This window comes from Streptomyces sp. NPDC050504, from assembly GCF_044458065.1.
Lineage (GTDB): Bacteria > Actinomycetota > Actinomycetes > Streptomycetales > Streptomycetaceae > Streptomyces.
Window position 1 is genome coordinate 1011831 of record NZ_JBITHO010000001.1, and the last position, 11526, is coordinate 1023356.

Genomic DNA, 11526 nt, shown 5'->3' on the forward strand with positions numbered 1-11526 from the left:
CACGAACGGCGTTCGTTTCCTAGCGTTGTCGGCGAACGGTGTTCGTGTCGAACATCGTTCGCGTCGGGGTGCTCGTGCCGGGCACGCCCGTGTCGGGCCGTGCTCCTCCTTGGCCGCGCCCGCTCCGCGGACCGCACCCCCTTCCCCACCAGCAGAGAGAAGAACCACCCGCCATGATCCTGATCACCGGAGGCCGCGGCGCGGTCGCCACCCGCCTGCTCGACCTGCTGCACGCCGACGGCCTGCCCCTGCGGGTCGGCTCCTCCACCCCCGCCGACCTCACCCCGCCCGACGGCGTCGACGCGGTCGCCCTCGACCTCACGGACCCGTCGACCTTCCCCGCCGCCCTGGCCGGCGTCACCGACGTCTTCCTCTACGCGTCCCCGGACCGCGTGGACGACTTCGTCGACGAGGCCCGGCGGGCGGGCGTCGAGCACATCGTGCTGCTCTCCTCCTCGTCCGTGCTCGGGTCCGACCCCGAGAGCAGCCCGCTCGCCGCCGCCCACCTCACCGTCGAGAAGGCACTGCTGGCCTCGTCCATCGCCACGACCGTCCTGCGCCCCGGCTCCTTCTCCTCCAACGCCGGGGCCTGGGCCTGGTCCGTCAAGGCCGGGCGCCCCGTCAACCTGCCGTACCCCGGGGCGCACAACGACCCCATCCACGAGCGGGACGTCGCCCAGTGCGCCCGCGCGGCCCTCACCGACCCCCGCCACCGGGGCGGCAGCTTCACGCTCACCGGGCCCCAGTCGCTGACGTTCGCCCAGCAGCTCGACCAACTCGCCGCAGCCACCGGGCTGTCCATCGCGGTCGACCGCGTCACCCGCGAGCAGTGGAAGGAAGAGACGGCCGACTACATCCCCGCCGCGTACTCCGACGCCCTCCTCGACTGGTGGGAGTCCACCGACGGCAGGCCCGTGGCCCTCACCCGCACGGTCGAGGAACTCACGGGCCGCCCCGCCCTCCCCTTCGCGGCCTGGGCGGCAGACCACGCCGCCGATTTCACCGCCTCCTGAGGGCCGCCCCACGGGTCCGCCCCACGGGACCGCCCCACGGGACCGACCGGCGGGCCGCGCGGCGTCCACGGCTGGTGTCCACGGCCGCCCGGTCGAGCCACGGCCCCCGTGACGCACAGGCCTTCGGCACCATGGGCCCGCTGCCTCGCGGGGCTTCGACCGCTACGCGACCACGAACGGGGAAGCGGGCTTCGGGATGCCCGCGAGGCCGCCGTCCGGGACCGAGACGCCGCCGTCGAGCACCAGCGCATGGCCCGTCATGAACGCCGCGGCGGGCGACGCCAGGTACAGCACCGCGCTGGCCACCTCGTGCGGCTCGCCCCAACGCCCCATCGGGACGTGGGCCATCAGCCAGTCCGACAGCGGCTCGGTCCCGGACGCGAACGTGGTCAGGTCCGTGCGGATCCAGCCGGGGCAGATCGCGTTGACCCGGATCCCGTCGCGCGCCCAGTGCACGGCCAGGCTGCGGGCCAGTGACACCTGGGCCGCCTTCGACGCCCCGTACGCCTCGATGCGCGAAGCGCCCACGAGGGCGGCTGCCGACGACATCAGCACGACGGCGGCGCGCGAGGACCGGGCCAGATGGGGGTAGGCGCTGCGGCACACCGCCGCCGTCGCGTTGAGGTTCACCGACAGGACCGCGTCCCAGTCCTCCTGCGTGGACTCCTCCAGCGGTACGACCCTGGTCAGGCCGTCCTCGCCCGACGGCAGCATTCCCGCGTTGTGCACCACGACGTCCAGGCCGCCCAACTGCTCGGCCGCCCCGTCGACGACGCGTGCCGCCGCGCCCCGTTCGGAGAGCTCGCCCGGCACCAGGGCGCAGGCGCGGCCGTGCTCCGAGACGAGGGACGCGGTCTCCTTGAGTGCGTCCGCCGTCCGCGCGGACAGCGCGAGATCGGCCCCCGCCTCGGCGAGCGCCAGGGACACGGCGCGGCCGATGCCGCGTGAGGCGCCGGTTACCAGAACCTTCGCCCCGTCGATTCGGAAGGCGTCGAATACGGACATCGCACACTCCTGTTGCTGAACGGAACCGCCAGGTGGAACTGCCAGGTGGAACTGCTGAGTGGAACTGGTCGAACGTGCCGGTGATCGGCCGCTTCTCAGTGAGCCCTCGCCCGCCCGGTGGGAGCAACCGGCGCGGGACGCGCGGATGTTGAACCGTGTTGAACGGCGCCGCCCGGAGTCACGCGGTGCGCCACGGATGCTCACGCCCCTGCAACCCCCGGGCCGCGGCGCGCCACTGGGCGACCGCCCGGCGCACCGCGGCCGATCTGAGGGAGAGTTCGACCTCGGTCAGCGCCCGGCCGTGGCGCCGTGCCTCGTCGACCCGCCCCACGTACAGCAGCGCGCAGGCCAGCCGCGCCAGGACCAGCGCCGTGCCGCGCTGGTCCTGTGCCGGGCGCAGCCGCAGCGAGCGCTCGAACGCGCCCACCGCCTCGTCGGCCAGGCCCAGCGCGAGCAGGGCCTCGCCCCGCTGGTACTCGAACGAGGCGGCCGAGTACGTGACGAACGCCGAAGCACCGGCCTCCTGGTCCTGGCGGCGGAGCGACACGAGCGCCTTCGCCAGGGTCAACTGGGTCCCCGTGCGGTCGCCCGCGCTCGCCCGGACGAGGGCGAGCTGCGCCTGGGCGTGGGCGAGGACGCCGTGCGGGGCGACGGTCGCGACCGAGACGGCGGCCCGCGCACTGGTGGCGGCGGCGCGCAGATGACCCAGCCGATGGGCCTGCGTGCTCATCAGCCGCACGGCCATCGCCCACGTCGCCGGGTCGTCCGCCGTCACGGACAGGTCCCTGGCCGTGGCGTAGCAGCGCTGTGCCGCTCCCTGGCGCAACTGGTCCTCGTACATCCGGCCCAGCAGCAGCACCAGGCGCGCGCCCTCCACGTACTCCGCCGCCGTCGCGTCGCCCGATCCGCGCAGCCGTCCGGTCACCACCTCGCTCAGATACGTCCGCAGGGTCGCCGGGGCCCGGGAACCGCCGCCCTCGTCCAGCACCTGGGCGAAGAAGTCCACCGCTGACGAGGCGGGCAGCAACGGCCGGGCGGTGGCAGGAGTACGGGCCGCCCCGCCGGCCGCGGGGCGCTGCGGGGCGAGCCACGCGGCGGGCGGGAGCGGCGGGACGCAGTCCACGGGGCGGTAGAGCGTGCCGCTCAGGGGCACGGCGAAGAGCCTGTCCAGCGCCTCGCCCGCCGATTCCTCCGCGCGGGGCCGCGCACGCTGACGCCCGACGCGTTCGGGGTCGGTGAACCCCAGGTCCCGCGGGGTGATGGTCCTGCCGATGCGGCGGCCCAGGGCCTCGCAGACCAGGGGGAGGACGGTGGACATGGGTCGGCTGCCGCGGAGCCAGTGGGCGACCGTGGTGCGGTCGTAGCGGAGCTCTTCGCCGGTTTCGGCGGCGACGGCGTTCACGGCTCGGGCCAGGGCCTGTTGGGTCCAGGACGCCTCCACGAGCAGTGCGCGCAGGGAGGAGTTGGGGGTTTTCGTGCGGGGCATGGCAACCGTCCAGATCGCTCGCGGTCGTTCCTTTCGGTGGATCAAGCAAGGTCCATTCGTGCCTCAGCTCCTCCGGCCGCAACAGGGCGCTCTGCGGCAAAGGGGGCGCATATGCCGGTGATATCCCCCTACGGCAGCTGACGGGCGCGGTACGCGTGGGGCGGAACGGCACGGTCGCGCCGTCCCGGTCGTTCAACGCCGTTCAACACGATGGCAACCGGAGGGTGATTCCAGGTTCCGCGGATCCCGGCTCCTAATGGTCCCTGGCCCGCCCGAACATGCGGTCCTCCCCACTCCCACCTCCACCTTTTCGACAGAGGAGCCGTCCATGACCGTCAGTGCCCACGACGTCCTGCCCCGCGTCTCGGCGATCGTCGCGGAGATCGCCGAGATCCCCCAGGCCGACGTCCGCCCCACCGACGCCCTGCGCGAGGGCCTCGGCCTCGACTCGCTCGGGCTGGTCGAGCTGCTGACCGCCCTGCACGACCGGCTCGGCGTGCTCGTCCCCGACGAGCAGGCCGACGAACTGTTCACCGTGGACGACGTGGTCGCCCGCGTACTCAAGGAAGTCTGAGCCGGCGCCGACGCGCGCCGAGGACTCTGGAGCGGCCGAACGCGGCCGCCGGAAGGGGACATTCGACATGGAATCGGCACCACCGCTCGCCGTGGTCACCGGTGTGGGCGCCCTCACGCCGCTCGGCAGGGACGCCCCGACGATGTGGCAGGCGCTGCTCGCGGGCGGCTCCGGCATCCGGGAGCTGTACGAACCGTGGGCCGGGGACCTGCCCGTGCGCATCGCCGCCCCGGTCGCGGCCGAGCCCGGGGCCGCGCCGGGCGAGCGGGGTTTCGGCAGGCTCGACCGCTCCGCGCAACTGGCCGTCGTCGCGGCCAGGGAGGCATGGGCCGACGCGGGACTCGGCCCGGCCCCCGACGCGCTCCGGGGCACGGACCCCGACCCGTCCCGGGGCATGGACCCCGACCCGTCCCGAGGTACCTGCCCCGACCCGTCCCGAGACACGGGCCAGGACGCGCCCCGAGGCTCCGGCGGCGCCCCTGGAGCACGCAACGGCCCAGGCCCAGAGCCGCACACCGGTCCCGGGGCGGGCGACGGCCCCGGGACGGGCACCCGTCGCGGTGCGGGCGGCGGGTGCCCCGACCCCTTCGTACGGCCCGAGGACGTCGCGGTCGTCGTCGGGACCGGCCACGGCCCGCAGGGCATGGTCCTCTCCTCGTACGAGCGCCTGAAGGAGCGCGGCGCCAACCTGGTCTCGCCCTACGCGATGCCGATGTACCTGGTCAACACGGCCGCCGCCCAGGTCGGCATCGCGGTCGGCGCGCGCGCCGGGGTCTACACCGTGGCCAGCGCGTGCGCGAGCGGCGCGGAAGCCGTCGCCTTCGGACTCGAACTGATCCGTTCGGGCCGGGCCAAGGTGGTCGTCGCGGGCGGCACCGACGCGACGGTCACCTCGCTGACCATCGCCGCGTTCGCGGCGATGCGCGCCCTGTCCCGGCGCACCGGGGACCCGACGGAAGCCTCCCGCCCCTTCGACCGCTCCCGCGACGGCTTCGTCGTCGGCGAGGGCGCCGGCATGGTGGTCCTGGAGGACGCGGCGCTGGCCGGGGCGCGGGGCGCCGGGGCGTACTGCGAGGTCGCGGGCGGCGGCGTGACCTCCGACGGCCACCACATCGCCCAGCCGTTCACCGACGGCAGGGGCCTCGCCGACGCGATGCGCCTGGCGCTGCGCCAGGCGGGCGAGAGCGCCGACCGGGTGGCGCTGGTCAACGCCCACGCCACCTCCACCCCGATCGGCGACGCCGCCGAGGCGCGGGCCCTGCGCGCCCTGTTCGGCAGGCGGCTGCCCGAGGTGCCCGTGTGCGCCCCCAAGTCGGGGATGGGCCACCTCCAAGGGGCCGCGGGAGCGGTGGAGACCGTCATCACGGCCCTGTCGCTGCACCACAGGACCGTGCCGCCGACCCTGAACTCGTACGACACGGAGGAGCACGTGGGCCTCGAACTGGTCCTGGACAAACCCCGCCCGCTGCCGGACGGTTCCCTGGTCGCGCTCAACAACTCCCTCGGCTTCGGCGGCCACAACGTCGCCGTCGTCCAGCGCACCCTTCCCGCCGGCGTCCTCGGGCGGTCGCGATGAGCGGGGGCGCGGCGACCGCCGTGCTCCTGCCCGGCATCGGCTCGTACGTGCCGGGGGCGCTCGCGCCCGTGCGCGACCACCCGGTGGTGCGCGCGACGCTGTCCGAGATCGACGGGGCGGTGGCGGGGGCGTGCGTGGTGCCGCCGCCCTCCGCGTTGCTGCTCGGCGACGGCGACGGCGACGGCTTCGGCGGCAGCGGCGGCGTAGGAGCAGAACCGGCCGGTCCGCCATGGCGGACGGACCCGCCCCGCCCCGCCGAAGTCGTGTTCCACCTCGCCGTCTACGCCCAGGCGCTCTCACTGTTCCGCCTCCTCCTGGCGACCGAGCACGTGCGCCCCACGGTCGTCATCGGGCACAGCCTCGGCGACATCGCGGCGCTCGCGGCCGTCGGCACCGTGACGGCCGGGGACGGCGCCCGGCTGCTGCTGGCGACCGCGGTGGCCCGCAGCCGCCACCGCGTACCCCCCGGAGGGCTCCTGGCCCTGCGGCTCTCGGCCGCCGACACCGTACGGCTGCTGAACGAGCGCCCCTTCCCCGGCCTTGAGCTGGCCTGCGACAACGCGCCGCGCCAGAGCGTCGTCTGCGGCCCGGCCGACCAACTCGACGCGCTCGGCGCCGCGGCGCGCGAACAGGCCGTCACGGCGACGCGCGTCGCCACGCGCACCCTCTTCCACAGCCCGGTGCTGCGCGCGGTCGCCGACGACGTGCGGGACGTCGCCGAGCGCGTGCGCTTCGCCCCGCCGAGGTTCCCGGTGCGTTCGTCGGCGCCCGTCCCGCTGCCCCGGCACGCGGGCGCGCTGCGGGACGCCGTAACCCACCACCTGGTCAGGCCGGTCCGGTTCCGGCAGACCGTGCGCGTCCTCGCCCTGACCGGCGTCTCGGCCGTCGTCGAGGCGGCGCCGCGCCCGCTGCTGACGCCCCTGGTGCGGACGGTGGCGCCCGCGATGACGACGCGGGCCGTCCCGGTCGCGCAGGCCCTGCCGGCCGTCCCCGCCGTCCGGACCGCGGACCGCGCTCCGTGCGGCGCCGCATCGAGGGAAAGGGCCGCAGCCCGTGCAGACGCGCATTGAGTCCCTGGCCGCGTTCGTGCCCGACACCGTGGTCACCAGCGCGGAGCTCATCGAGGCACTGGACCGTCCCGTACGGGTGGACCTCGCCGCCCTGACCGGCATCCGCGAGCGGCGGGTCCGCCGCCCGGAGCCGGAAGGGACGGACGACTCGTACGCCTTCGCCCTGCGGGCGGCCCGCGACTGCCTCGCCCGCTCGCGGTACCGCCCGCAGGACCTGGACGTCGTCGTCTCCGCGTCGATCACCCGGCTGCACGAGGGGCCGCGCATGCGGTGGGAGCCGTCGTTCGCGGCGCTCCTGTGCCGGGAGACCGGGGCGTTGTCCGCGCTCCACTTCGACCTCTCCAACGCCTGCGCGGGGATGTTCAGCGGCGTCCTCGTGCTCGACCGGATGATCAAGGCGGGTCTCGTGCGCACCGGCATGGTGGTGAGCGGTGAATGCGTCACCACCATCACCGACACCGCACTGCGGGAGATCACCGGGCTGCGGGACGAGCGGCTCGCGTCCCTCACCGTCGGGGACTCGGGCAGCGCCGTCATCATGGACGCGGCGGACGACGGGGAGCCGGACCGGCTGCACTACATCGAGCAGATGACCAGCGGGGCGTTCGCCCGGCTCTGTCTGGCGGGACCCAGCGGCCCGAACACCGGCATGTCGATGTTCACCGACAGCAGGGCGCTGCACGACACCTCGGTCATGGAGCAGTGGCCCGCCCTGCACCGCGCGTTCCTCGCCCGTACGGGGCAGCTGTTCGCGCCGCGGGACTTCGACCACCTGATCGCGCACCAGGTGAGCCGCAGCTTCATCGACCGGGTCAAAGAGGCGGGCGAGAAGGGGATCGGCCCCATGCCGCCGATGCTGTCGAGCCTGGAGCGCTACGGGAACACCGCGTCCAACTCGCTCTTCCTCACCCTCCACGACCACCTGACCGGGCGGGACCGTCCGACGGAGAGGAACCGCCCGACAGAAGGGGACTGTCCGACCGAGCGGGACGGCGGCCCGTCGACGTACCTCGTCGTGTCGTGCGCCTCCGGCTTCGTCGCCGGGTTCATGGCCCTGACGATCTCACCCCCGGAGCGCTGACATGGGAGTGGTCATCACGGCGGCGGCCGTCAGCGCGCACAGTGCGGGCAGCGCGGGCGGTGCGGACAGCGCCGCGAACGGTGAGCGGCCAGGAGACCGGAGCGGCGCGCGGTACGGCGACGCGGACAACGGCTCCATCGCGCACTGCGTACGTGCCGCACGCGACTGCCTCGCACAGACCGACGTGGCGCCGGGACGGATCGGCATGCTGATCCACACGGGCGTCTACCGCGACGGCAACCTCATGGAGCCGGCCATGGCCGCCCTGGTCCAGCACCGGCTCGGCATCAACCCGGACTACGCGCGCGACACCGCGCGGCCCGTCCCCACCGTCTCCTTCGACATGGCGAACGGCGCCTGCGGGGTGCTCGACGCGGTCGCCGTGGCCCAGGCCTTCCTGGCGGCCGACCCGATCGCGTACGCGCTGATCGTGACCGCGGACGCCCATCCGGGCTCAGGACCGCCCCCGCCCGGCTTCCCCTACGACAACTGCGGCGGCGCCCTCCTGCTGACCGGCAGCGACCTGCCGGGAACGGGATTCGGCCCCGTGCGCACGGCGCTCACCGCCGACGGCGGCTGGGCCGTCGAGGGCTACTGCGACCTGTCGGCGCCCGACGCGCCGGGGGCCGTGGACGTCCGCAGCGCCCCCGACGCCGTCGAACGCATCGCCGCCTGCGCGGCGGAGCTGGCGCTGCGGACGGTGGACGAGGCGGGAGTGGGCATCGAAACGGTCCGCGTCATCGCGTCCGACAGCCCGCCGGGGCTCGGCGCACGGACCGTGCGGCGGCTCGGACTGCCGCCGCACGCGCTCGTCACCCAGGACGCGCCCCGGCTCCGCGCCCACACCGCGGCGCCCGTCATCGGCTACGTACACGCCCGAAGAACCGCCCCGGCCCGGCCGGCCCGATCGTCCCGGGCGGTCCGGGCCGGCGTCCCGTCCACCGACCCGCCAGGCGCCCAGGCACCGACGGGGCCCCTCCTCTTCCTCACCGCGGGCGCGGGCCCCAGCGCCGCCTGCGCCCTCTACTTCCCGGAGCCGTCCGCATGAGTACACCCCCGTCTTCTGTGCTGCTCACTCCCGAAACCTCCGAAGCCCCCCGAGAAGTCCACCGAGAAACCCCCGAAGGGAACCCCGAAGCGAACCCCGAGGCGCCCCTGACCCCGCTGGACGCCAGCAGCGGAGCGGCCCGCCCCGAACTGATCGCCGCACTCGACCGCCTCCTGGACACCCCGCCCTTCACCGACCCGCGCCCCGACACCCACCTGGGGCAGGCCGCTCAGGCGTACCGCGAGGTGCGTGCCGTCAACGCCGCGGTCGGCGGCGGACGGGCCCTGCTCGACGACCCGCTCTCGCTCACCGCGCTCGTGGAGTGGTGCGCGGTGCGCGGCCCCTCCCTCGCCCTGGCCGCCCTCATCCACTACGCCATCGCCATGCCCACGGTGCTCGCCCTGCACCGGCCGGGCCCCGCCATGGACCGGATCGTCGACGACCTCGACCGGGGCACCCACATCGGCGGCATCCTGCTGACGGAGGCCGGGCGCAGCAACAGCCACCTCGGGGTCGACACCGAGGCCCACTACGACCCCGAGCGGCACGCCTTCACGCTGCGCACCCCGCACCCGGGCGCGGTCAAGCTCCTGGCGGGCGCCGCCCTGACGGACAACCCGCGCCACGACGTCGTCTACGCCCGGCTGGTCGTCGGCGGAACCTCGTACGGCACCCACGTCTTCCTGCTGCCCTTCCAGGGCTCCGACGGCCTCCCGCCGCCGGGGCTGCGGTTCGGCGAGCGCATCGAGATGCCGGGCGCGCCCCTGGACTACGCCGCCGTACGGCTCGACGACGTCCACGTCCCGTACGAGTACTGGCTGCGCGACTCGGCGGAGATCGTGGACGGCGTCCTGCGCGACCCGGCGCCCAACGACGACCACCGGCTGCTGCGTTCGCTGGTCACGTTCGCCCCCGCCGCCGCGACGATGGCCGCGGCCGTGTCCACCGGCGCCCGCGCCGCGGTCTACGGCGCGCTGGCCTTCTGCGCGGACCGCCCCAGCCACGAGCGCGGCGGCCCGCGGCGCGGCGTCATGGAGTACAGGACGCAGCAGGAGTCGCTGTACGGGGGCATGGCGCGCGCCTACGCCCTCACCGCCTGGGGCAGGGAGGTGATCGGCCTCCACGTGGCCGGGGGCGGGCCGACGTCCGCGCCAGAACCCGGCGACGAGGAGCGGATGAAGGCGGCTCCCTGGGCGGCGGTCAACCGCTCGCTCGCCCTGCTCAAGGCGCGCTCGACGGCCGTCGCCGAAGAGGTCGCGAGCGAGGCGCGGCGGCGCTGCGGCGGGCAGGGCAACGTGTCGTCGTTCCGGCTCACCGACATGGTGGGCCTGGCGCAGGTGTCCAACTCGGCGGCCGGGGACAACCTCCTGATGACCGCGGACGCGGCCCGCACCCTGCTGGAAGGCGTCGAGTACGTGCCCCCGCTCGCGCCGCGCACCGCGCCGGACCCGCTGGCGGCCGACGGCCCCACGGCGCTGGCGCGGGCCAGGGAAGCGGGCCTCTTCCGGGTGCACGCCGAGCGCGTCGCGCAGGGCACGAAGGCCGGGCTCGAAGGGTTCGCGCTCTGGAACGACCTGCTGCCCGACGCCCTGACGTTCGCGGAGGCGCACACCACCCGGCTGATGTGCGAGGCGCTGGACGCCCTGGCCGGGCGGGCACGGGCGGACGGGGACCGCGAGGCCCTGGAGGCCGTACGGGATCTGTACGGGCTGCTCACCGTGCGGGACGCGGCCGCCTGGCACCTGGAGAACGGCACGCTCTCCCCGGACCGGGCGCGGGCCCTGAGGGCGGCGCTCCCCAGCCGCCTGGACCGGGTCCGCGCCCACATCGGCCCCCTGACGGCGGGGCTCGGTCTCACGGCGCGGCGCCTGGGGGCCCGTACGACCTCGCAGGGGCTGGTGGCGGAGTTCGACGGAAGGCGGGAGGCGCGGTAGGGCCTGAAGGGCTACTCGCTGTGCACGATCTGGATCAGATTGCCGCAGGTGTCGTCCAGTACGGCGGTGGTGACCGTGCCCATCGCCAGCGGCTCCTGGGTGAAGCGCACGCCGAGCCCGCTCAGCCGCTCGAACTCCGCCCGCACGTCGTCGACGGCGAAGGACGCGGCCGGGATGCCGTCCTCGACCAGTGCCGTCTTGTACGGCTTCACGGCGGGGTGGCCGTCGGGCTCCAGGAGCAGTTCGGTGCCGTCGGGGGCCTCGGGCGACACGACGGTCAGCCACCTGTCCTCGCCCAGCGGGACCTCGGTCTTCTTCACGAAGCCGAGCACGCCGGTGTAGAAGCTCAGGGCTTTGTCCTGGTCGTCGACGAATACGCTGGTCAGGTGGATCCTCATGGGGTGCCCTCCGATGCATCGGGCCTGAGCCACCGGGTCGCGATGCGCTCAAGGGGTGCGGTGTTCAGGTCGTGGAACTTGTAGCGGCCCTGGCGCCGTGAGACCACCAGCCCCGCCGATTCGAGCACGGCCAGGTGCTGGCTTATCGCCTGGCGCGACAGCGCCAGGCCGTGCTTGGACACCAGCCGCGTGCAGATCTCGAACAGGGTCTGGCCGTCCCGCTCCACCAGCTCGTCGAGGATGCGCCGACGGGTCGGATCGGCCAGTGCCTTGAAAACATCCTCAGCCATGCCCACCACCATAGGCAAGTCGTGACTTGCCTATCAAGCCGGGGCCGGGGC

Annotated in this window: 11 protein-coding genes; 7 read left to right on the forward strand and 4 right to left on the reverse strand. The window is 74.6% G+C overall.

Features of this window, described 5'->3' with window-relative positions; genetic code table 11:
• The first annotated feature begins 173 nt into the window (after nucleotides 1-173).
• Entirely contained in the window at nucleotides 174-1013 is an 840-nt protein-coding gene (locus ACIBNE_RS04190; protein WP_399269278.1) for an SDR family oxidoreductase, read from the forward strand.
• A 162-nt stretch (nucleotides 1014-1175) separates the two neighbouring features.
• Here the strand turns inward: ACIBNE_RS04190 and ACIBNE_RS04195 are convergent, their stop codons facing one another.
• Entirely contained in the window at nucleotides 1176-2018 is an 843-nt protein-coding gene (locus ACIBNE_RS04195; protein WP_399269280.1) for an SDR family NAD(P)-dependent oxidoreductase, read from the reverse strand.
• 178 nt (nucleotides 2019-2196) lie between these two features.
• On the reverse strand, nucleotides 2197-3504 hold the full coding sequence (locus tag ACIBNE_RS04200; protein ID WP_399269282.1) for a hypothetical protein: 1308 nt from the start codon (nucleotides 3502-3504) through the stop codon (nucleotides 2197-2199).
• Between the two features lie 328 nt (nucleotides 3505-3832).
• Between ACIBNE_RS04200 and ACIBNE_RS04205 the strand changes: the two genes are divergently transcribed.
• The 6 genes from ACIBNE_RS04205 to ACIBNE_RS04230 all read left to right on the forward strand — a co-directional run bounded on the left by ACIBNE_RS04205 (nucleotide 3833) and on the right by ACIBNE_RS04230 (nucleotide 10787).
• Nucleotides 3833-4078, forward strand: a complete 246-nt coding sequence (locus ACIBNE_RS04205) for an acyl carrier protein (protein WP_399269284.1) — start codon at nucleotides 3833-3835, stop codon at nucleotides 4076-4078.
• Nucleotides 4079-4145: 67 nt separating this feature from the next.
• Nucleotides 4146-5654, forward strand: a complete 1509-nt coding sequence (locus ACIBNE_RS04210) for a beta-ketoacyl synthase N-terminal-like domain-containing protein (protein ID WP_399269286.1) — start codon at nucleotides 4146-4148, stop codon at nucleotides 5652-5654.
• Nucleotides 5651-6724 (forward strand): acyltransferase domain-containing protein, encoded by a 1074-nt coding sequence (locus tag ACIBNE_RS04215; RefSeq protein WP_399269288.1) that lies wholly within the window; start codon nucleotides 5651-5653, stop codon nucleotides 6722-6724. The genes ACIBNE_RS04210 and ACIBNE_RS04215 overlap by 4 nt, the downstream gene beginning before the upstream one ends.
• Nucleotides 6708-7805, forward strand: coding sequence for a 3-oxoacyl-ACP synthase III family protein (locus tag ACIBNE_RS04220; protein ID WP_399269290.1), 1098 nt, complete (start codon nucleotides 6708-6710; stop codon nucleotides 7803-7805). Before ACIBNE_RS04215 ends, ACIBNE_RS04220 begins: the two co-directional genes overlap by 17 nt.
• A gap of 1 nt (nucleotide 7806) precedes the next feature.
• The gene (locus tag ACIBNE_RS04225) at nucleotides 7807-8853 is read left to right on the forward strand and encodes a hypothetical protein (protein ID WP_399269292.1); all 1047 of its coding nucleotides are present in this window, start codon (nucleotides 7807-7809) and stop codon (nucleotides 8851-8853) included.
• Entirely contained in the window at nucleotides 8850-10787 is a 1938-nt protein-coding gene (locus tag ACIBNE_RS04230) for an acyl-CoA dehydrogenase (protein WP_399269294.1), read from the forward strand. Before ACIBNE_RS04225 ends, ACIBNE_RS04230 begins: the two co-directional genes overlap by 4 nt.
• 11 nt (nucleotides 10788-10798) lie before the next feature.
• Here ACIBNE_RS04230 and ACIBNE_RS04235 read toward each other — a convergent pair whose 3' ends face one another.
• Together ACIBNE_RS04235 and ACIBNE_RS04240 are read right to left on the reverse strand one after the other, a co-directional pair.
• A complete protein-coding gene (locus tag ACIBNE_RS04235; RefSeq protein ID WP_399269296.1) occupies nucleotides 10799-11185 on the reverse strand; it encodes a VOC family protein in 387 nt (128 codons plus the stop codon).
• Nucleotides 11182-11475: an ArsR/SmtB family transcription factor gene (locus ACIBNE_RS04240; RefSeq protein WP_399269298.1), complete on the reverse strand. Its 294-nt coding sequence runs from the start codon at nucleotides 11473-11475 to the stop codon at nucleotides 11182-11184. Before ACIBNE_RS04240 ends, ACIBNE_RS04235 begins: the two co-directional genes overlap by 4 nt.
• Between the last annotated feature and the right edge of the window lie 51 nt (nucleotides 11476-11526).

Bases quoted from the DNA above. Each gene is read 5' to 3' on its own strand.
- ACIBNE_RS04190 (WP_399269278.1), top strand. From the start codon at position 174: ATGATCCTGATCACCGGAGGCCGCGGCGCGGTCGCCACCCGCCTGCTC.
- ACIBNE_RS04195 (WP_399269280.1), bottom strand. From the start codon at position 2,018: ATGTCCGTATTCGACGCCTTCCGAATCGACGGGGCGAAGGTTCTGGTA.
- ACIBNE_RS04200 (WP_399269282.1), bottom strand. From the start codon at position 3,504: ATGCCCCGCACGAAAACCCCCAACTCCTCCCTGCGCGCACTGCTCGTG.
- ACIBNE_RS04205 (WP_399269284.1), top strand. From the start codon at position 3,833: ATGACCGTCAGTGCCCACGACGTCCTGCCCCGCGTCTCGGCGATCGTC.
- ACIBNE_RS04210 (WP_399269286.1), top strand. From the start codon at position 4,146: ATGGAATCGGCACCACCGCTCGCCGTGGTCACCGGTGTGGGCGCCCTC.
- ACIBNE_RS04215 (WP_399269288.1), top strand. From the start codon at position 5,651: ATGAGCGGGGGCGCGGCGACCGCCGTGCTCCTGCCCGGCATCGGCTCG.
- ACIBNE_RS04225 (WP_399269292.1), top strand. From the start codon at position 7,807: ATGGGAGTGGTCATCACGGCGGCGGCCGTCAGCGCGCACAGTGCGGGC.
- ACIBNE_RS04230 (WP_399269294.1), top strand. From the start codon at position 8,850: ATGAGTACACCCCCGTCTTCTGTGCTGCTCACTCCCGAAACCTCCGAA.
- ACIBNE_RS04235 (WP_399269296.1), bottom strand. From the start codon at position 11,185: ATGAGGATCCACCTGACCAGCGTATTCGTCGACGACCAGGACAAAGCC.
- ACIBNE_RS04240 (WP_399269298.1), bottom strand. From the start codon at position 11,475: ATGGCTGAGGATGTTTTCAAGGCACTGGCCGATCCGACCCGTCGGCGC.